General features: G+C 60.8%; 19 protein-coding genes. 10 read left to right on the forward strand and 9 right to left on the reverse strand.

Annotated elements, in window-relative coordinates; translation table 11 throughout:
- The first annotated feature begins 42 nt into the window (after nucleotides 1-42).
- Nucleotides 43-525 carry a GreA/GreB family elongation factor gene (locus V8Z78_RS24030; RefSeq protein WP_003066574.1) on the forward strand — a complete coding sequence of 161 codons (483 nt, stop codon included), beginning with the start codon at nucleotides 43-45 and terminating at the stop codon, nucleotides 523-525.
- Between the two features lie 358 nt (nucleotides 526-883).
- Here the strand turns inward: V8Z78_RS24030 and V8Z78_RS24035 are convergent, their stop codons facing one another.
- Nucleotides 884-1192, reverse strand: coding sequence for a winged helix-turn-helix transcriptional regulator (locus tag V8Z78_RS24035; protein WP_003066572.1), 309 nt, complete (start codon nucleotides 1190-1192; stop codon nucleotides 884-886).
- Nucleotides 1193-1416: 224 nt separating this feature from the next.
- Here V8Z78_RS24035 and V8Z78_RS24040 point away from each other — a divergent pair, with 224 nt between their 5' ends.
- Nucleotides 1417-1893: a carboxymuconolactone decarboxylase family protein gene (locus V8Z78_RS24040; RefSeq protein WP_349732285.1), complete on the forward strand. Its 477-nt coding sequence runs from the start codon at nucleotides 1417-1419 to the stop codon at nucleotides 1891-1893.
- A 213-nt stretch (nucleotides 1894-2106) separates the two neighbouring features.
- On the opposite strand, the gene V8Z78_RS24045 is transcribed toward V8Z78_RS24040, so the two are convergent.
- Complete coding sequence (locus V8Z78_RS24045; RefSeq protein ID WP_349732286.1) at nucleotides 2107-2517, reverse strand: hypothetical protein; 411 nt, start codon at nucleotides 2515-2517, stop codon at nucleotides 2107-2109.
- A gap of 86 nt (nucleotides 2518-2603) precedes the next feature.
- Here V8Z78_RS24045 and V8Z78_RS24050 point away from each other — a divergent pair, with 86 nt between their 5' ends.
- Nucleotides 2604-3101: a hypothetical protein gene (locus V8Z78_RS24050; protein ID WP_349732287.1), complete on the forward strand. Its 498-nt coding sequence runs from the start codon at nucleotides 2604-2606 to the stop codon at nucleotides 3099-3101.
- Between the two features lie 259 nt (nucleotides 3102-3360).
- On the opposite strand, the gene V8Z78_RS24055 is transcribed toward V8Z78_RS24050, so the two are convergent.
- Together V8Z78_RS24055 and V8Z78_RS24060 are read right to left on the reverse strand one after the other, a co-directional pair.
- The gene (locus tag V8Z78_RS24055) at nucleotides 3361-3474 is read right to left on the reverse strand and encodes an OprD family porin (protein WP_231879699.1); all 114 of its coding nucleotides are present in this window, start codon (nucleotides 3472-3474) and stop codon (nucleotides 3361-3363) included.
- Nucleotides 3475-3874: 400 nt separating this feature from the next.
- Nucleotides 3875-4954 carry an SDR family oxidoreductase gene (locus V8Z78_RS24060; protein ID WP_349732288.1) on the reverse strand — a complete coding sequence of 360 codons (1080 nt, stop codon included), beginning with the start codon at nucleotides 4952-4954 and terminating at the stop codon, nucleotides 3875-3877.
- 73 nt (nucleotides 4955-5027) lie between these two features.
- Between V8Z78_RS24060 and V8Z78_RS24065 the strand changes: the two genes are divergently transcribed.
- Nucleotides 5028-5417 carry a MerR family transcriptional regulator gene (locus V8Z78_RS24065; RefSeq protein ID WP_003066563.1) on the forward strand — a complete coding sequence of 130 codons (390 nt, stop codon included), beginning with the start codon at nucleotides 5028-5030 and terminating at the stop codon, nucleotides 5415-5417.
- A 578-nt stretch (nucleotides 5418-5995) separates the two neighbouring features.
- Here V8Z78_RS24065 and V8Z78_RS24070 read toward each other — a convergent pair.
- The 3 genes from V8Z78_RS24070 to V8Z78_RS24080 form a co-directional block, all read right to left on the reverse strand.
- Entirely contained in the window at nucleotides 5996-7351 is a 1356-nt protein-coding gene (locus V8Z78_RS24070; protein WP_349732289.1) for an MFS transporter, read from the reverse strand.
- Between the two features lie 86 nt (nucleotides 7352-7437).
- The gene (locus tag V8Z78_RS24075) at nucleotides 7438-8625 is read right to left on the reverse strand and encodes a M20 aminoacylase family protein (RefSeq protein WP_349732290.1); all 1188 of its coding nucleotides are present in this window, start codon (nucleotides 8623-8625) and stop codon (nucleotides 7438-7440) included.
- 80 nt (nucleotides 8626-8705) lie between these two features.
- A complete protein-coding gene (locus tag V8Z78_RS24080) occupies nucleotides 8706-9518 on the reverse strand; it encodes a phytanoyl-CoA dioxygenase family protein (protein ID WP_057092650.1) in 813 nt (270 codons plus the stop codon).
- Between the two features lie 111 nt (nucleotides 9519-9629).
- On the opposite strand from V8Z78_RS24080, the gene V8Z78_RS24085 reads away from it, so the two are divergent.
- Nucleotides 9630-10547 (forward strand): LysR family transcriptional regulator, encoded by a 918-nt coding sequence (locus V8Z78_RS24085; RefSeq protein WP_349732291.1) that lies wholly within the window; start codon nucleotides 9630-9632, stop codon nucleotides 10545-10547.
- A gap of 994 nt (nucleotides 10548-11541) precedes the next feature.
- On the opposite strand, the gene V8Z78_RS24090 is transcribed toward V8Z78_RS24085, so the two are convergent.
- Together V8Z78_RS24090 and V8Z78_RS24095 are read right to left on the reverse strand one after the other, a co-directional pair.
- Nucleotides 11542-12705, reverse strand: coding sequence for a GGDEF domain-containing protein (locus tag V8Z78_RS24090; RefSeq protein WP_349732292.1), 1164 nt, complete (start codon nucleotides 12703-12705; stop codon nucleotides 11542-11544).
- Between the two features lie 341 nt (nucleotides 12706-13046).
- Nucleotides 13047-13322, reverse strand: coding sequence for an oxidative damage protection protein (locus tag V8Z78_RS24095; protein WP_003053502.1), 276 nt, complete (start codon nucleotides 13320-13322; stop codon nucleotides 13047-13049).
- A 143-nt stretch (nucleotides 13323-13465) separates the two neighbouring features.
- Between V8Z78_RS24095 and V8Z78_RS24100 the strand changes: the two genes are divergently transcribed.
- The 5 genes from V8Z78_RS24100 to ssuD all read left to right on the forward strand — a co-directional run bounded on the left by V8Z78_RS24100 (nucleotide 13466) and on the right by ssuD (nucleotide 18741).
- The gene (locus V8Z78_RS24100; protein WP_057092646.1) at nucleotides 13466-14497 is read left to right on the forward strand and encodes a sulfate ABC transporter substrate-binding protein; all 1032 of its coding nucleotides are present in this window, start codon (nucleotides 13466-13468) and stop codon (nucleotides 14495-14497) included.
- Nucleotides 14498-14565: 68 nt separating this feature from the next.
- Nucleotides 14566-15162, forward strand: a complete 597-nt coding sequence (gene ssuE / locus V8Z78_RS24105) for an NADPH-dependent FMN reductase (RefSeq protein WP_057092645.1) — start codon at nucleotides 14566-14568, stop codon at nucleotides 15160-15162.
- Between the two features lie 221 nt (nucleotides 15163-15383).
- Nucleotides 15384-16406 carry a sulfonate ABC transporter substrate-binding protein gene (locus tag V8Z78_RS24110; protein WP_349732293.1) on the forward strand — a complete coding sequence of 341 codons (1023 nt, stop codon included), beginning with the start codon at nucleotides 15384-15386 and terminating at the stop codon, nucleotides 16404-16406.
- Nucleotides 16407-16426: 20 nt separating this feature from the next.
- Nucleotides 16427-17509 (forward strand): sulfonate ABC transporter substrate-binding protein, encoded by a 1083-nt coding sequence (locus V8Z78_RS24115; RefSeq protein WP_057092643.1) that lies wholly within the window; start codon nucleotides 16427-16429, stop codon nucleotides 17507-17509.
- 23 nt (nucleotides 17510-17532) lie between these two features.
- The gene (gene ssuD / locus V8Z78_RS24120) at nucleotides 17533-18741 is read left to right on the forward strand and encodes an FMNH2-dependent alkanesulfonate monooxygenase (protein WP_003066540.1); all 1209 of its coding nucleotides are present in this window, start codon (nucleotides 17533-17535) and stop codon (nucleotides 18739-18741) included.
- Nucleotides 18742-18744: the final 3 nt, after the last annotated feature.

An 18744-nucleotide genomic window follows, 5' to 3' on the forward strand; every position in this document is an offset into this window, starting at 1 on the left:
TAATCAAGGCCCCCAACTTGTTCGAGATGTCTACCTTTCGTTATGGATAAATTGTTGTTGCAGCAACTGGTGCTGAAACGGCTGGCCGAAGACCTTCTGCAAGTCGAGCAGGCAGCGAGGGTCGCTCATGAAGCGGCGACTCATGAGGAAAATATCGCCGAAAACAAATACGACACATTGGGTCTCGAAGCTGCCTACCTGGCTGCTGGCCAAGCTCGTCGCGCGGAAGCCATCCGCCAAGCGATGGCCAATTGGCGCCAGTTCCGCCCGCAGCCCTACAACGCCAGCCAAGGTATACAGCTCGGCGCACTGATCTGCCTGGTGGATTCAGACGACAAGCAACAACAGATCTTTCTCGGCCCGGATGGGGGGAACATGAAGTTGCTCAACGGCGCTGAACTCATCCAGGTCATCAGCAGCAAAGCCCCCTTGAGCAGGGCTATGCTGGGTAAGTGCGAAGGTGATGAGGTGTCGGTACAGCTCGCTCCGGTCCGACAGCGGTTCGAGGTGCTGTGGGTTCAATAAGCCGCGAGCATGTTCACGCTGGCTTGATAGGAAATCCTTCGTTTCAGACCCTTCAGGCTGGCTCATGGCCGAAAGGCTGCGGGCGTCATGAATTCCTGGAGCAGACATTCGATGTGAGCGCCAAATCGTCCTGCGCCTGATTTCGGGGTCGCAAGTGAATGGAGCGTTCGGCCGGGGGGCTGACCTGGATGGCTTTCTCTCAGGTTGCTGCTTGGGGCTGGTCACCGCCTCACCGCCTCAGCGCTTTGGCAGCCGATGTCTGCAGTTCCTAAGCGGAGTTCCAAAAGAGCAGGTTCAGTGCTAGATGCGCAGAGGATGCCTTCCTTTACCTGCACGAAATCTGAGGAAAATCCACAGTTTAGTCGGCAGAATCAGAGGCCGCAGCGTCGGCTTTGGTCTGATCTCGCATCCGATGCCCCCATTGATCGGCCCACTGTGTCAGGGGTTTGAGGGCACTTCCCAGCTTCCTGCCTTCTTCCGTGAGCCGGTAACCCCCCTCCGCATGATCCACCAAGCCCACCTCACGCAGTTCGCCGAGTCGAATGTTCAATAGACGGGTGTTTGTCTCGCAAGCGTCCAGCAAAGCGCGGAACGTCAGCGAGCCGGACTGCAACTCCCAAAGAATCCGCAGCGTAGTCCGTCTTCCTAGCAGATCCAGGACGACCATGAGGGGTCGTCCTGACTTGGAGCCTCGGACTGGTTTGTCAATAACGGGTGTCATACGTGTGCTTTACTTTATACAGCACGCAATATAGCCTGAACCTCAGGTTAGGGGCACCGGTTGGCGGTTGCTTCAACCTGCACTTTTTGGAAGGCAATACATGACAGCACGCATCGCCCCCGCACAACCCCCCCTTTGAGTCCGATATTGCGGAGCGCATCGACAAGACCATGAAGGGCCGCCCGCCGCTATGGCTTTTCGCGACCTTGGCCCGCGATCCTCGTCTGGCCAGGAAGTTCTTCTCCGGCAGTCTGCTGGATCGCGGTCATTTGACAATACGGCAAAGGGAAATCGTAATTGACCGCACGACGGCCCTGTGTCGCTCTGAATACGAATGGGGGGTCCACGTAACCGGCTTTGCGAAGCTGGCCGAACTCACTCACGAGCAGGTTCGCTCGACCGTTCTCGGCTCGGCAGCAGATGCCTGCTGGAGCGACGAGGAGAAACTGCTGATTCGCGTCTGTGATGCACTGCACTCGCACTGCGATATCGACGACCAACTCTGGGCGAGCCTCAGTGCCACCTTCCCCGAGAACGCCTTGATGGAACTCCTGATGCTGGCAGGTTTCTATCGAACAGTCAGCTATCTGACCAACGCACTGCGGATGCCACTCGAAGACATCGCGGAGCGATTTCCCACGGCATAGCGCCGGATTGGGTCGTGTCCACGCGGAGCGCCTTTGGCATCCGCGTACATGCAGGTTTCCGTTGCAGAAGCTCGTTCACTGGAAACTGAGTCAACAGAGGCGTGAAGTTCATGCTCTGGGAACAGGCATTCACGAACGTCAGCTCCTGGCCAGACTGCGACAGTCGCAGTTCAGCCCAATGCAGACAGTTATTGATGTTCGACGTTAGGCGCTTCAGTCTCCATCGCAGACAATCTTTCGCGTAGGGGAGCTTGACAAGATGAGTGCGAGGAGCGAAGTGATGACGTGAAGCACTTCGAGCTTTTCGACTTTGCGCCAGTCTTCAGTCTGGACGGAAACGCTCTCGCCCTGCCAGCCAACGAGAACCAGCCAGGAGTCCGGCTTATGCGCGACATCCTGCATTGCTTGCTCGAGCTCGGTGCGAAGGCGATGCAGTTGATAACCTTCGATGACACCGCCACCGTAAAGATCAATCAGCTCACCTTTGTGGCGTTCGAGGTTTGCTGATTCAAAGTAGCGGTAAAGGAACCAGTAGTAGCCGTCGTCATTGAAGGTGACCGGCGATATATCGCTGCAAGGCGTCTGGAGATTGGCCTGATCGGCCAGGTACAAGGATACGGACATGGAGTGTCTAACGGACTAGGTAAGCCGACGGCAGAATGCAGGTCGGCTTGACTGAAGGGTTACCCCAGGGCGATATGAGAGGCGCAATGAAGCTCAGTTTGATGGCACTTTCAATTGTGGCTGCTTTCCTCCTTGTAACCCGAGGCTGTGCAAGCTTCAACAGCTACTGGTACGAAGGCTACCTACCTCAGGCGATCGAGATTGAAGAACTACTGTTTATCGAGGACAGCGGCGGCTTCAGTGAAGGTTGCGGAGCAGCTATCTACAAAATGGATGGACTATCGCTGGAACACATTCGCGCGAACGGGCTTGATGCTTTAAGAGACGCCAAGCAGGCTAGGCGGCATAAAGCTCGTGAATACAGTGACTGGAAGGAAACACCCTACATTGAGCCGAAGGACGAAATAGTTCGAAACGGCTGGCTGACCGGTATGAACGAGGGGTGCTCGGATATTCCCTCCGAAATGGAACGCGATATCAATGAGGCCTTGAGAGAGCCAGGCTCCTTCTATGCAACTGGGCATGAGTCTGGCTTGATCGTAATTCCCAGGCGGGGGTGGGTCATCTTCTCTCATTTCGGATGAAGATCGCTCGCGACCCCCTCGGTTGCATGTGCCTCCTCACCGCTATCCGATACCTGCGCTGAGCGCCAGTTTCGCCGGCCTCCGGCGACGGCTTATGACCAAGACCTCCATTTCACTCATGCCCTGAAAGCGGTCGCCGGCTGATGTGTCGTTCGCGTCGAATGCGTGCTTTGGGGATTGAGCCAGTGCTTGCCATTGGTTGCCGAATAGCCGAGATGGCTAGCGTACACGGCGTCGGAGCCTCTGGTGTAGGCCGCGCTCAATTCAGGGGGGCGACGGAGTTCAGGTCCATGTCGTACTTGAGTTGCCAGGAGGCTTCGCGCGGACCGTTGAAGTCGGACGTTGCATTGCGTTTCCAACCAGATGGAGCCACGATTCACATAGTCAAACGGGTTGTTCTCGCTGACCTTCTGGTGACCGAGTCCGAATTTGAGAGCACCTATGGCGCCACCTGGCTTTCTGGTAGACAGCCATGAAATTACGCTTTATGGCCGCTGTCGTGGGTGTGCATCCAATTTGCCGCGGGGATGAACTCTCTTGCCGATAACCGTCTTGTCGGTCGGCCTTGAATATCGATTCCATCCCAGACCGGCCATGTGATCTGTTGTCATGTCCGACATCATTTGGATGACTGCTTTCGTGTGTGCCGAAATGGTGCAGCAGACCCTTGTGGGCATTTGCAAGCGCACATCTGCGGCATGCCCGAGACCGCGCTGTCCTGCTTCGTACGACCACCTCGGATCTTGATGTTGTCTGGTGCCCCAGTGGATAAGTCAGGCGGCCTTGTCCTTGGCTACGCAATATGAGTTGACGAACATTGCAGTGTGCCGCAATGACTGGCGTATATCCGGTTTGGCTATTCCATGCCTGTTGGCAAATTGCTCGACCGCCGCTGTATCAAAGCGAGTGGTCTGGATAAAGTCCAAGGCTTCGGCGTCTGTGTTCAAGAACCGCGCGACGGGAGGAATACTCAGCAGCAGCTTCAGCAATCGCAGGGAAATGTGATGCCTGGGAGGCTTCAGGCCCATGGGTTGTGCCACCTGTCCCAGGAGCTCCCGCAAGTTGGGGCTTTGGTCATCGAGTGCCAGCAGTTCCTTGCCCACCATGGCGAGATCGAAAGCACAAGCCGCCACCAACTCGACCAGGTAATCAACGGTGACCAGCGGGAGCCAATGCTCGGCGCTACCGGGCACTGCAGCCAGCTTTCCCTGCGCAAGATTGCGTATTAGTGCCACCAGCGGCTGACCGTCAAGGATATGCCCGGTACGGCTGTGGCCGCAGACCGTCGCGGGGTGAACTACGGTAACTTCCCCGCCCCTGGCGGACATGAGCTGCAGGGTCGCAAAGTGCGCCTCCAGCTTGCTCGCTTCGTAAGCACCGACGTGCCGGTAGACGGCAGGCCAGTTCGTCAGCTCCGGATGACGAGGGTCAATTCCGATGCGCAGCAGATGTTCATGATTCTTCAGCATGTAGCCGCCGATCATCACCAGGCGGCTCTTTTGCGCAGCCGCCAGCAGCGCCACGCGCTTTGCCCCTTCTACATTGACCGAACGAGAATGCTCCAATGAAAGCCCCCAAGCGAAGTGGGCACCCAAGTGGAATACGACTCTGGCCTGCCTTAGCACTGCTTGGTCGGCAGGACTCAGTCCGAGGTTGTCGCGCTCAAGGTCGCCAGCAACGGCAAATATCCGGGTTGCAATCCCTCCCAGATTGTCGACTTGCTCTCGCAGTGCAGCCAGTCGCTCTGGGTGACGCATCAACACTCGGACGGTGTGACCCTTGGCACTCAGGCTCGCCAGCAAATGTTGACCGATGAAACCGGTCCCTCCCGTGACAAAGCACTCCACGCTCATTCTCCTGCTCCTTGGTAAGGTGAGAAATCAAATGTAGAGTGTCGACCTAACTCTATAGTCAAGCAGTATTTTCATGAGAATCGGCGAACTTGAGACCCGCAGCGGCGCCAGCCGCCATACTTTGCGTTACTACGAGCAAATCGGCCTGATCTCGCCGACGCGACGAACCAACAACTATCGCGTCTACACTGCCCAAACTCTGCAGGATCTGAACTTCATCCAGCGCGCGCAAAGCATGGGTTTTTCGCTGGGGGAGATAGGGCAGATTCTGGATGCACAGCGGAACAAGACGATCGATTGTGCTGACGGCGCCAAGCTCATTGAAAAGAAGATGGCGGAGATCAGACAGAAAATCGCCGACCTCAAAAGCATTTATCGCTATCTGGATGAAGAGCGTGCAAACCTCGAAGCCAGTGCTGCCAGGCAACTTGAGCTGCAGCAACTGACCAAGGCTTCGAGCTGAGCTATCGGTATCCAGGAACGGAAACTGCCGTAGGCTTACGGTTTCAAGCCCCTCCGCTCAAGTATTTTCTAGAACCTCGCGGCCAGACCCTGTCCGGTTCAGTGCAGGCCTGAGCTTCCACTCTGTCAGCAACTTCTGCAAAGCTGCTGTCGCGGCCGACTCACCGCGCCAATGTGTCAGCCTTCGCCAAGAGCCACTGATACAGCCCTTGATACGTCGTTGCTTCGCCTTGTCGTAGTTCTTGACTGTCTGCGGCTTCGCGTCTCGTCTCAACCGCAAACCCTTGGTTCACCGGGTCGTGTCAACCGCTCTGAGTGAGGCCGCCTGTACGACTTCACGCAGCAGCTTTCCCTCCACCATGGAATGGGCACTGAAACGGCTCTCGACCAACTTCCACGCTCCTGCAATTCGCTGATACAGGCCTCGATGTAGAACGGATTCCTGATTGTTCGTATCAGGCCAGTCTACTGCAGGCCAACGGAGTGACGTACCCAGAAGCCAGCTTCAGCTACCGGGCCACATAGCTTCATCCTAACCGGCGTGGAGCTGAATGCCCTTCAGTTCCACGCCCCAATAGATCAGCTACCCACCTGATTAGCCCCTCCGTCGATGTCCTCACCGGTGCGGTCGCGAATCCATAGCAAGACCACGGTGGACATGGCCACGGTCACCATCATGTACCAGGCCGGAGCCAGCGGCTGCTGTGTCACCTGCAACAGCCAGGTGACGAAGAACTGGGCGAAGCCACCAAACACCGAAACGCCGATGCCATAGGCCGCCGCCATACCGGTGGTGCGCACCGACTTCGGGAACATCTCGGGCAGCATGGTAATGCCGGGTACCGTCTGCAGGGTCAACAGCAGCGACAGCAGGCCGATGATCAGCAGCAGGTTGTGCAGACTGGGGCCTGCGTTCAGCCATTGGAAGCAAGGCACGATCACCACCAGCGTCAACAGCCGCGAGATGCAGATCACCCGCTTGCGTCCGCAGCGATCGGACAGCCAGCCCACTAGCGGCGACAGGAGGAAGCAGACCGCTCCCACCACCACGCTGGCGAGCAGGCTTGAGGTGGTTGGAAGGCCCAGCACCCTGGCGGCATAGGCCGGCATGTAGAAGGCGATGATCTGCGTCGAGACCATGGCCCCCAACATCAGCAGCACGCTCTTGAGGAGCGTCAGCTTGTGCCAGCCGAACAGCTCGCGCAGCGGACTGCTGCTTGCCGCGCGCGCTCTGGCCTGTTGGCTGCGACTGGTCGACAAACCGATTACAAGCGTGTCCTCCAGGCGTCGGCGAATGTACCAGCCCACAGGGGCGGTGAGCATGCCGATGAAGAACGGCACCCGCCACCCCCACTCGTTCATCGCCTGCTGACTGAGGCCTTCTACGAGCGCGGCAACCATGATCGCGCCAAGGAATATCCCCAGGGACTGGCTGCCGAACTGCCAGCTGGCGTAAAACCCGCGCTGTGAAGCCGGTGCATGTTCGACCAGCAAGGTGGTCGCCGCGCCTACCTCGCCGCCAGCCGCGAAGCCCTGAATCAGGCGCGCCAGCACGATGACCAGCGGCGCGACCATGCCGATCTGGGCGTGGGTTGGTGTCAGCGCCATCATGCCGCAACCCAACCCCATCATGAACAGCGTCAGGGTCATGGCCGAGCGGCGGCCGAAGCGGTCGGCATAGGAGCCAATCAGCAACGCGCCCACCGGGCGCATGAGGAACCCCACGCCAAAAGTGGCGGTGGTCAGCAGCAACTGGCCGTAGCTGGAGGCGGCAGGGAAAAACAACGGTCCAATGAACAGCATCAGAAAGCTGAACACCGTGAAGTCGAAGAACTCCAGGGCATTGCCAATGGTGGTGCCGACGATCACCCGCCGGCGAGAAACACTCATATGCGACGCCGCAACCGGCGCCAAGGATTGCGAAAGAAAGGCCATGACATTCTCCTTGCAGACAAGGGATACGCATCCACGAGCGGCCGGACCTGGGATGGCCCGACCGGAACGACATCCAGAGGCTTGGATCAGTAAGCCGGATCGAGATAGGCGCTCACCAACTTCACCCAGTAGCTGGCGCCATAGGGCAGGCTCGCGTCGTTGAAGTCATAGTCGGGGTTGTGCAGCAGGCAGCCCCCCTCAGTTCCTTCACCATTGCCCATGATCAAGTAGCAGCCAGAACAGGCCTGCAGCATGAAGGAGAAGTCCTCGCTGCACGTCATCGGCTGCATGCCGGCGACCAGTCCTTCCTCGCCTAGCCACTCCAGGGCTACCGAGCGCGCCAGGGCGGTTTCCTGCGGGTGGTTGTAGAGCACCGGGAAGGCGTTGGGGCTGACCGAGACGTCGGCGGTCGCACCGAATGACTCGGCCTGTGCGTGAGCTAGCGCTTCGATGCGTTGCAGCAACAGCTGGCGGGTCGTTTCCTTCAAGGCTCGAATCGTCACAGCCAGCTCGACATAGGTCGGCACAACCGTCGAGCTGTTGCCGCCATGGATGGAGCCAACACCGACGACCCCCATGTCCAAGGGAGGCAGGTTGCGTGCGACCACAGTCTGCAACACCATGACCAGGGAGGCCGCAGCCACCACCGGGTCCACCGTGTCCTGGGGCATGGCGCCATGGCCACCGCGGCCGTTGATGCGGATGGTGACTGTGTCGGCACAGGCCATGAACGGCCCCGCAAGGAATCCGAACTTGCCTACGGGCAATCCAGGCCAGTTGTGCATAGCGAACACCGCATCACAAGGAAACAACTCGAACAGGCCATCCTCGATCATCTTCCGCGCGCCCACGTGTCCTTCCTCGGCAGGCTGGAAGATCAGGCGGACTGTGCCGTCGAAGTCGACGTTCTTAGCCAGGCATTGACCCGCAGCCAGCAGCATCGCGGTATGCCCGTCATGGCCACAGGAGTGCATTTTCCCGTCATGCCGGCTCGCATACGGCAGGCCACTGGTTTCAACGATAGGCAACGCATCCATGTCTGCGCGCAGACCGATGGTTCGGCTACCACGGCCCTTGCGCAGCGTGGCAACGACCTCCGTGCCGGCCAATCCGTGGTGGACATCGTAGCCCCAGCCTCGCAGCTTCTCGGCCACCAGGCGGCTGGTTTCGAATTCTTCGTAGCTCAGTTCTGGATGGGCATGCAGATGCTGTCGCAGCGCGACCATGGGCGGCATCAATTCATGTATTTCAGGCAAGATCGTTGGGCACGACATGGTTGTCTCCTCAGCAATGATGGTCGGCCTGGTCGTCGGCTGAGACGCTGCCAGGCTCTTGTCGTTTGTAGGTAAAGCGGTCAGGCGGTAGGCCAGATTTGCGGGAACCAATCTTCCCTGAGACGCTGCCCCGCTTGCATGCCGTGGTCGGGGTATGGCGGCGAAGTCCGGCCGGGGCGTTCGGCGTAGCGTGCGTCCTCGCCGAGCCAGCGCAGGGACAGCACGCGTCGGCGGGCCGGGCTGAGGTTTCCGCGAGCGCCGTGTACGGTGCGGAAGTCGAACAACACCGCGTCCCCCGGCTCCATTTCCCACTCCAGTACCTGCATCCCAGGCTCCACATCTGGATCGGGCACCGGTCGATAGCGACTCACGTCGTCGTAGAAGTTGCTGTCGTCCTTCCATCGCAGAGGCAGTACCCACTGTTCCCACAAATGGGAGCCTGCGATCAGGCGCAAGGTCGCCTCGCGTACCGGGTCGACCGGAATCCACAGGCTGACGGTTTGTTCGCCGTCCACAAAGTAGTAGGGAATGTCCTGATGCCAGGGTGTCGGCTTCTGAGTCCCCGGCTCCTTGACCAGGACATGGTCGTGAAAGAACTGGGCGCGTGGCGACTGCATGACCGACGCAGCAATGGCGGCGGCCGGCGATTCGCGGACGATGGTGGAGAACTCGGGAATGCGTTCCCAATTGCAGTAATCATCGAAGAAACCACCGGGCTCGCCGGTGGCGACGACGTTGGTGGCGTAAGGACCAGGCTCGCGTTGATTGCGTTCGATGCCGTCAGCGATCAACCTGATCCAATCCTTGAACGCGCCACGTAGACAGATCGCACCGTCGCGTTGGAACGCCGCGATATCCGAGGCCGAAACCAGAGGGGTAACAGTCGTGTTCATAGGGACTCCTGCGTTACGGTCACCATGATCACGGCGGCCACAGCCGGACTATTCCCCAGGCATCACCTAAAATAAAATAATATATTCCGATCAGGCTCCTCGGAATTCCTTATGAAGATTACCTTGCGCCATATCCGCTGTGCCCTGGGAGTCGCCCGGCACGGCAATATCACCCAGGCGGCCGAGCGTCTAAACGTGTCGCAGCCGGCGGTTTCAGCCGCACTCAACGAGCTGGAAGAGCACCTAGGACAGGTACTGTTCGTCCGGCAGCGCGGCCAGGGTGTGACGTTGACGCCCTTTGGTCGCCTGGCTATGGAGAAAGCCCAGCAGATTGTGGCGAACGTGCGTGAACTGGAGAACCTCGCCAACGACGACGACACGCTGGCAGGCGAACTCACACTTGCCTGTTTTGAGGATCTGGCGCCGTATTGCTTGCCCAAATTGCTGCGCGGGCTCAAAGAGCGACATCCGCGTATCGAGGTGACGATTCGTGAATATGGCTTCGACCAGATCAGCAAGCAACTGAGCAATGGCAACCTGGATGCAGCGCTGAGCTACGACCTTGGGTTGCCTGATTGCATCCAAAGCACAGTACTTTGCGAGTTACCGGCCCATGCGCTATTGCCGATCGAACACCCACTCGCGCGCCACAGCGAAGTCAGCCTGAAGCAGCTCTGCGAATATCCGCTGGTACTGACAGAGCAAGCCTACAGCTCGCAGCACTTTCTTGATCTGTTCCGCTTCCATGGGTTGCAGCCCCAGAACGTCAGCAGAACGTATTCCTTCGAGCTGCAGCGCGGCCTGGTCGCCAACGGATTCGGCGTAGCAGTTGCGTATACCAGGCCATTTGGAGATCACAGCTATGATGGGCAAGCGCTGGCGATCCGCCCTATAGCCGACCCATTGCCTCTGCAACACATCGTGCTTGCTCAGCCACGCGGTCGTTGCGACACGCCGCTTGCGGTTGCACTACGGGAGCAAGCCCTGGAATGGTTCGCGCAAAGCCCGGGGTTTGACTGGCGCACGTAGCACGCAGGCGCCGACCATGAGTTTTCGTGCGTGCGTCTCCAGCACGAGCCAGGATCTGGGCGCACAATCCCGCGCTCACGAGCGTCGGCCTTGAGCGTCATGCTGATGCAATGAGGCGTCTGCTAGACCGGGCTGTGCGGGGACCAATTAATAGAGGGCGCGCGGACCGGATTGGAGCGCAGAAGCAGCCCAACACCAAACCGGCGAGCTCCGGTGTAGCGAACCATTGATGCCCACTCGGCATCCCAGCCTCGCGGCGGCGGTAGCGGGGCCTTTATTCCCCCTGCACCCTTGCTTTTCGGCGACCGCGGACCTCCGCTCGCCTCGTGGTCAGGCCATCCGTCCCTTTGAGCATGTTCAATACCTGCCAGCCGTTGCGGTCCAAGGGCGTCAGGCGGGGGTCCAGCATCAGGGCAGAGGGGGTAGCGAATTCCTTGGTCAGGGAGTGGGGCGGGGGGACGTGCATGGCGTTTGCTCCAGAAAATAGGGCCATGGGCCCAACGCCATGCATCTCACCCGAGCCGCTTTGATTTGTCGGGCAACAATGCGGTCTAGCTCATGTCCTAGTCTTGCGGTCTGCGCCCTTGGCTTCGCATGCCGGGCTGGGCTGGTTTATGATTCCGTGACTGCATGCGATACCCCCACGCAATCAAGGGGGGCTTCCTGAGGGTGCCAGAGCCTCGCCACGCCTCTTTTGCCGTGGAGAGCCAGCAGGGACGAGGCTTCCCGGCCGATGGCCATTTAGGCTTCCGCTTCAACGTCTGAAAAGTGACCGACTCTCAGTTGCTGCGTCTGCCGCTGCGCACAGCATTCGGCTGTGCAGGCATGCGCATCAATGGCAGGATCTGGCAGGGGCGCGACAGCCGCAGCCTGCCAGAAGCAGACATACCTAGCCTCTGAGAAGCATCACGGTGACGACAACGGGGCCAGGGCACCGCCGAAGGTGAAGTACATCCGGGCCGTCGCACTGGCTCCTGCCGAGGCCATGGGAGCATCATTGCGGCCGCCCTGGCGGAAGCGGGGCGAGCTCCATCCGGTCCCGGCCCTTGCGCTTTGATGCATAGAGGGCTTCGTCGGCCCGCTTGAGCCAATGTGACAGCTCGGTCTCGGGCTGGTCGAACAAGGTCGCACCGATGCTCAGGGACACTGGCTCCGGCGTTGCGAACATGGCGCGCGCCTGCTGCGCGAACGACTCACGCAGGTTTTGCCCAAACGCCTGTGCGGCGGCACCGGAGACACTGCGCAGCAGAATCACGAATTCGTCCCCGCCCAGCCGCGCTGCCTGTGCGCCGTGGGGCAGCAAGCTGCGGATGAGGTCGCTCAGGGTCACCAGAAGGCGGTCGCCGGCATCGTGACCGTGCAGGTCGTTGACCTGCTTGAAGTGGTCAATGTCGATCAGCAGCAGGGCGCCGGGGCTGGCCGGCGAGGCCTGCCGCAGCAGCTCAGGTGCGCGCAGATAGAGCGCTCGGCGGTTGTCCAGGGCGGTCAGTGGGTCGCGGGCGGCGATCTGCGCGATACGCTCTTCACGGCGATGGCGCTCGGTGCCGGTCATGGACATCGCGAGCAGCATGATCGCCATCACGCCTTCCACCAGGGAAACCAGTATCACCGCGCCTCGGAAACTGGCCAGGTTGACGAAGGCGTCCGGTGCCACGGCCGAGCAGGCCTTGGCGAGGTAGAACAGGCCGTGTGCCAGCAAGACGAAGCGCAGCTGCGCCGCACCCACACTCAGGGCTGCGCCATGGGGGCGAAGCAGCAGGCCGGCGCGCAAGGTGATGACGGCAATCATCAGGGACTGGACGCCCAGCATCGCCTTGGACCACCAGGGCCCGTCGGGCAGAAGCAGCATTGCCAGCCAGACGACGGCCAGCAGCCACCAGGTGTGCGGCAGCCGGGTGCGCGTGAATCCGGCAACGCCAGCCAGGAACAGCCAGTGGGCGACGATCAGCAAGCCGTTCGGGAACCAGATGCCGAACAGTACATAGCCACTGGAGCGCAGCAGGGCCAGCACGCTGCCCACGGCGATGATCGCAAACCCCGCGCTCCAGAGCAGCAGCGAGCGTTCGCGAACGCTGCTCCATTCTGCAGCCAGGTACAGCGCCGAGGCTGCGGCCATGGCCGCGGAGAGGACGAGCAGGGTGAAGGGATCGAGAACCATGGGCGGTGGATGTGTCAGCGTGGGAGCCGATCAGCTGCTCGGGGGCGACGGTCGGGGCCGTGGCATTGATTGAAATGGAACGGGCCGCACGCGAGGCGAATTGTCGCAGGACGCGGATCGTCAAGTATCTCTTGTGGGCTGGGTCGCCGGGAGGAATTAATGGATGGAGCCGGGCATAAGCAGAGGCTGTCCGACGCAGCTCCTGCCGCGATCGGCAGGCCGTCCTCGGTGACCCGGCCAGATGCGCAGCGGCCGTGCGACATCGCCGCTACGGCAGCGAATTCACACATGAAAAAGCCCCGGGGCAGGGCCGCGGGGCTTGGTGTCCGAGTCAGAAGAGCTTACTCGGCGCTGGGAGGCACATAGCCGGCTGCGGCATCGGCACCGCCGCCAAAGAAATGGTTTTCCATCTGGCGAGCCAGATACTGGCGGGCGCGGGCATCGGCCAGGTTCAGACGGTTTTCATTGATCAGCATGGTCTGGTGCTTGAGCCAGTCGGCCCAGGCCTGCTTGCTCACGCTTTCATAGATGCGCTTGCCCAGTTCGCCCGGGGCAGGAGGGAAATCCAGGCCTTCAGCGTCTTGACCAAGCTTGATGCAGTGAACGGTACGTGCCATGTGTAGGGTCCTCTTGGTTGATCTCAGATGTTTGGGTAATAACAAACTGAAATCTTAGTAGTTTGAGTTTTAAGAATGCGGCTCAAGAATGCACAGCAACGGGGCAGAAGCCCGTTAACCATTCACTCCAAGAACACAGTCCAATGAAAAATCGTCGCAACTTTATCAAGTTTCCTCTGGCTGCCGGTCTGATTGCTGGCTTGACCCTCTCGGCTCTGCCCACATTGCCCGCTTTTGCACAAACCGGTGTGCAGCTGCTCAACGTTTCCTACGACCCCACACGCGAGCTGTATGTGAACTACAACCAGGCGTTTGCCAAGCACTGGAAGGCAACGCAGAACCAGGATGTGACCATCAAGCAGTCGCATGGCGGCTCGGGCAAGCAGGCGCGCTCCATCATCGACGGCATTGAGGCCGACGTGGCCACGCTGGCCCTGGCCGGCGATATCGACGCCCTGGTCAAGAACGGCAATGTCAAGGCCGACTGGCAAAAGCGCCTGCCGCACAACAGCGCGCCCTACAGCTCCACCATCGTGTTCCTGGTCAAGAAGGGCAATCCCAAGGGCATCAAGGACTGGGACGATCTGGTCAAGCCCGGCATCCAGGTGATCACGCCCAACCCCAAGACCTCGGGCGGTGCACGCTGGAACTATCTGGCAGCCTGGGAATTTGCCAAGCGCAAGTACGGCGGCGATGCACAGGCCAAGGATTTCATCACCAAGCTCTACAAGAACGTGCCCGTGCTGGACACCGGCGCGCGCGGCTCCACCGTGACCTTTGTGCAGCGCGGCCTGGGCGATGTGCTGCTGGCCTGGGAGAACGAAGCCTATCTGGCACTCAAGGAGTTCGGCCCAGAGAAGTTCCAGATCGTCGCGCCTTCGCTGTCCATCCTGGCCGAGCCTTCGGTGGCCGTGGTCGACAAGGTGGTCGATAAAAAGGGCACGCGTGGCGTGGCCGAGGCCTATCTGAAGTATCTGTACTCCGAGGAGGCCCAGCGCATTGCCGGCAAGAACTTCTACCGCCCGACCGATGCCAAGGTGGCAGCCGAGTTTGCCGGCCAGTTCCCCAAGCTGGAGCTGTTCACCATCGACAAGGCCTTTGGCGGCTGGGCAGCAGCAGACAAGGCTCACTTTGCAGACGGCGGCAGCTTCGATCAGATCTATACCAAGAAATAAGTGAAACGCAGGGCGGGAGCGCGATCAGTGCTCCTGTCTTTGCAATAACTAAAAGATAGAGCCAAGCCATGTCGATTTTGCTGATTGCCGGTAGTCCCTCGCAGCCTTCGCGCTCCAGTGCCCTGCTCAATGCCGTGGCTGCCCGCCTGCAGGCTCAGGGCCTGAGCACCGAGCCCGTGCTGCAGCTCAACCAGCTGGACCCCGCAGCCCTGTTGCATGCCCGCTTCGATCACTCCGAGATTCGTGCCGTGACCGATAGAGTGGCCCAGGCCGACGCGGTGGTGGTGGCAACACCCGTTTACAAGGCGGCCTACAGCGGCCTGCTCAAGGTCTTTCTCGATGTGCTGCCGCAGACGGCGCTCAAGGGAAAGCTGGTACTGCCCCTGGCCACGGGCGGCAGCCCCCACCATATGCTGGCGCTGGACTATGCGCTGCGCCCCGTGCTGCAGTCGCTTGGCGCACGCCACATACTGCCGGGCATCTATGCCACCGACCAGGGGGTGCCCCTGCTGCCTGAAGGCGGTTACGGCCTGGCCCCCGAGATCGCCGAGCGCGTCGAGGATGCCGCCCAGTTGCTGGCCGGCGATCTGCGCCGCAGTGCCCAATGGGCCGCAGCCAATGACTTTGAAAGCATCGCGTTCTCCGACGTGCGATGTAGCGTTTGAACTAGCGCCCCCTTGAGCCGCTACGCGGCTTCCCCCGAGGGGACGGCAGCATCGCTGCGGGGCGCCCCTTGCTTGCTGCCTCACTGACGGGGCGGCGCCCATTTCTCCATGTCTCTGTTTTTGATAGCAGTCCCCGCACTGCGAAGGCCGAGTTGCGCCTGAAATCAGGCCGAAGGTGCGTCTGAAGTGTGTGGACGGCAAGCTCCAAGGATTGATTTCTCATGACCGATCGCAACAACACTTCTGTCGTCATTTCGTCGCAATTGCTGAACACCACACGCCGTCAGTGGCTGGCGGGTACGGCAGCCTCGGCGCTGGCCCTGGCCTCGGGCGCACTGCATGCACAGCAGGGCAATGGCACGGCAGGCGGGCAGCGCGTGCTGCGCGTGGGCCATCAAAAAGGCTGGCTGTCGATTCTCAAGAATCGCGGCACCCTGGAAAAGCGCCTGACCCCGCTGGGCGTGGCCGTGCGCTGGGTTGAATTCAATGCCGGACCTGTGCAACTGGAAGCGCTCAATGTCGGCTCGATTGACTTTGGCGATGTGGGCGAGGCCCCGCCCATCTTTGCCCAGGCCGCCGGCGCGCCCCTGGTCTATGCGGGTGCCACGGTGGCACGACCCGGCCTGGAAGCGGTGATCGTGCCCAAGGGCTCGGCGATCCGCAGCGTGGCCGACCTCAAGGGCAAGCGCATTGCCTACAACAAGGGCTCCAACGTTCATTACTTCCTGGTCAAGCTGCTGGAAAAGCATGGCCTCAAGTACGGCGATGTGCAGTCGGTCTTTCTGGCTCCTCCCGATGCGCGGGCCGCGTTCGAGAAGGGCTCGGTCGATGCCTGGGTGATCTGGGACCCGTTCCTGGCCTCGGCCCAGAAAGCTCTGGATGCACGCCTGCTGGCCGATGCCAAGGGCGTGGTCAACAACCGCGCCTACTACTTCACCTCACGTGACTATGCGAGCCGCAATGCCGATGTGCTGCGCATCGCGATCGAGGAAATTGCCGCCATCGATGCCTGGGCCAGCAAGAACAAGAGCGCAGCAGCGGCAGAGCTGTCGCAGATCCTGGGCCTGGACACCACCGTGACCGAGCTGTACCTGAGCCGCGCCGAGTTCGGCACCAAGGCAGTGAATGCCGAAATCCTGGGCGAGCAGCAAAAGATTGCCGACACCTTCTTCGATCTCAAGCTGATCCCCAAGAAGCTCAATTTGCTGCATGCCGCGCCCGTGGACTTGCTGGCCAGCCGCTGATTCATGAAAAGGTCATTGCCATGAGTCGTGCATCCTCTTCACCCCGTTTCCATCGCGGCCGTCGCCAGGCACTGCAGCTGCTGGGCACCACGGCTTTCAGCTGGACCCTGGCCGCCTATTACGCCGACGATGCACTGGCCCAGCCTGTGCCGGTTGTTGCGGCTCCGGCCCAGTTGCGCATCGGCTATCAGAAGTCGGCCGTCAATCTGGTCGTGCTCAAGCAGCATGGCGTTCTGGAAAAGCGCTTTCCAGGCACCAGGATCAGCTGGCTGGAGTTTCCAGCCGGGCCGCAGTTGCTGGAGGCGCTGTCGGCCGGAAGCCTGGACTTTGGCCTGACCGGCGATTCGCCACCCGTGTTTGCCCAGGCTGCAGGCAAGGACCTGCGCTATGTAGGGGCCGAGCCGCCCAAGCCTGAAAGCTCGGCCATTCTGGTGCTCGCCGATTCGCCGCTGAAGACCCTGGCCGACCTCAAAGGCAGGCGCGTGGCGCTGCAAAAAGGCTCAAGCGCCCATTACCTGCTGGTGCGGGCGCTGGACAAGGCAGGTATTGCCTGGGCCGACATTCAGCCTGTTTATCTGGCCCCGGCCGATGCGCGCGCGGCTTTCGAGCGCGCAAGCGTCGATGCCTGGGCCATCTGGGACCCGTTCTATGCGGCCACCGAGCTGAGCATCCGAGCGCGCGTGCTGACCAGCGGTGAAGGGCTGTCGGGCAACAACTCCTTCTATCTGGCTTCGCGAGGCCTGGTCGAGCACCATCCCCAGCTCATCAAGGCCTTGTTCGACGAGCTCACGCGTGCCGATCAGCTGGTGCAGGCCTCGCGCAAGGAAGCCGTGCAACTGCTGGCTGCCTTCAGCGGGCTGGATGCGAATGTGGTCAGCCGCTTTATCGGCCGCAGGCCCAGCTCGCCGACCACGCTGCTCAATCCCGCCATCGTGGTCGAGCAGCAGCGCGTGGCCGATACCTTTTTTCGTCTGGGCGTGATTCCACGCCAGGTGAAGGTGGCCGAGATCGTCTGGCAGCCCACAGCGGCTGAATACGCAGGCTATGGCCAGGCGAGAGCCGCCGCTTCATCCATCACGCCCGCCGTGGCATCCAGGTTCTAAGTCAGGTTCAAGGAGATTTCGTCATGCAAGTGTTCTGGTTCATTCCCACCCATGGTGATGCCCGCTACCTGGGTAGCAGCGAAGGCGCACGCCAGCTGAGCCATGACTATGTCAAGCAGGTTGCCGTGGCGGCCGACAGCCTCGGCTACGAAGGCGTGCTGATTCCCACGGGCCGCTCCTGCGAAGATCCCTGGGTAGTGGCGTCCAGCCTGTTGCCCGTCACCAAGCGCCTCAAGTTCCTGGTGGCCGTGCGTCCCGGTCTGCATCAGCCCAGCCTGGCTGCTCGCATGGCAGCCAGCTTCGACCGGCTTTCCGGGGGGCGGCTGCTGATCAATCTGGTCACCGGCGGCGATCAGGCTGAGCTGGAGGGTGATGGCGTGTTTCTCGATCATGCGACGCGCTATGAACAATCGGCCGAGTTCATCGAGATCTGGCGCGAGATTCTGGCACGCAGCCATGAGGGAAAGTCGCTGGATTTCGAAGGTCGGCATCTGCAGGTCAAGGGTGCCAAGCTGCTGTTCCCGCCGCTGCAAAAACCCTATCCACCCGTGTATTTCGGCGGTTCTTCGCCTGCCGCCCATGAGCTGGCGGCAGAGCAGGTCGATGCCTATCTGACCTGGGGCGAGCCGCCGGCCGAAGTCGCCAAAAAGATTGCCGATGTGCGCGAGAAGGCCGACCGCCGTGGCCGCCAGGTCAAGTTCGGCATCCGCCTGCATGTGATCGTGCGCGAGACCGATGAAGAGGCATGGGCCGATGCTGAGCGCTTGATCAGCCGCCTCAAGGACGAGACCGTGGTGCAGGCCCAGGCTGCGTTTGCACGCATGGATTCCGAAGGCCAGCGCCGCATGGCCCAGCTGCATGCGGGCGGCACCAAGCGCAGCCGCAAGGACCTGGAGATCAGCCCCAATCTGTGGGCCGGCGTGGGCTTGGTGCGTGGCGGTGCGGGCACGGCCCTGGTGGGCAGCGCCCAGGCTGTGGCCGACCGTATCAAGGAATATGCCGATCTGGGCATAGACACCTTTGTGCTCTCGGGCTACCCGCATCTCGAGGAAGCCTATCGCTTTGCCGAACTGGTCTTCCCGCTGCTGCCCGTCAACGTGCAGGAAAAGCTCGGCGGTGGCAACCCCGGCGGCCCCTTCGGCGAGACCGTGGCCAATCTGTACTCGCCGCGAGCCGCTGCTTCGGGAGCAGCCGCTTCGGAGCGCGAGCAGGTCCGAGTGTCGCAAAGCTGAAGG

It is taken from the genome of Comamonas sp. wu1-DMT (assembly GCF_040187805.1).
Lineage (GTDB): Bacteria > Pseudomonadota > Gammaproteobacteria > Burkholderiales > Burkholderiaceae_C > Comamonas > Comamonas thiooxydans.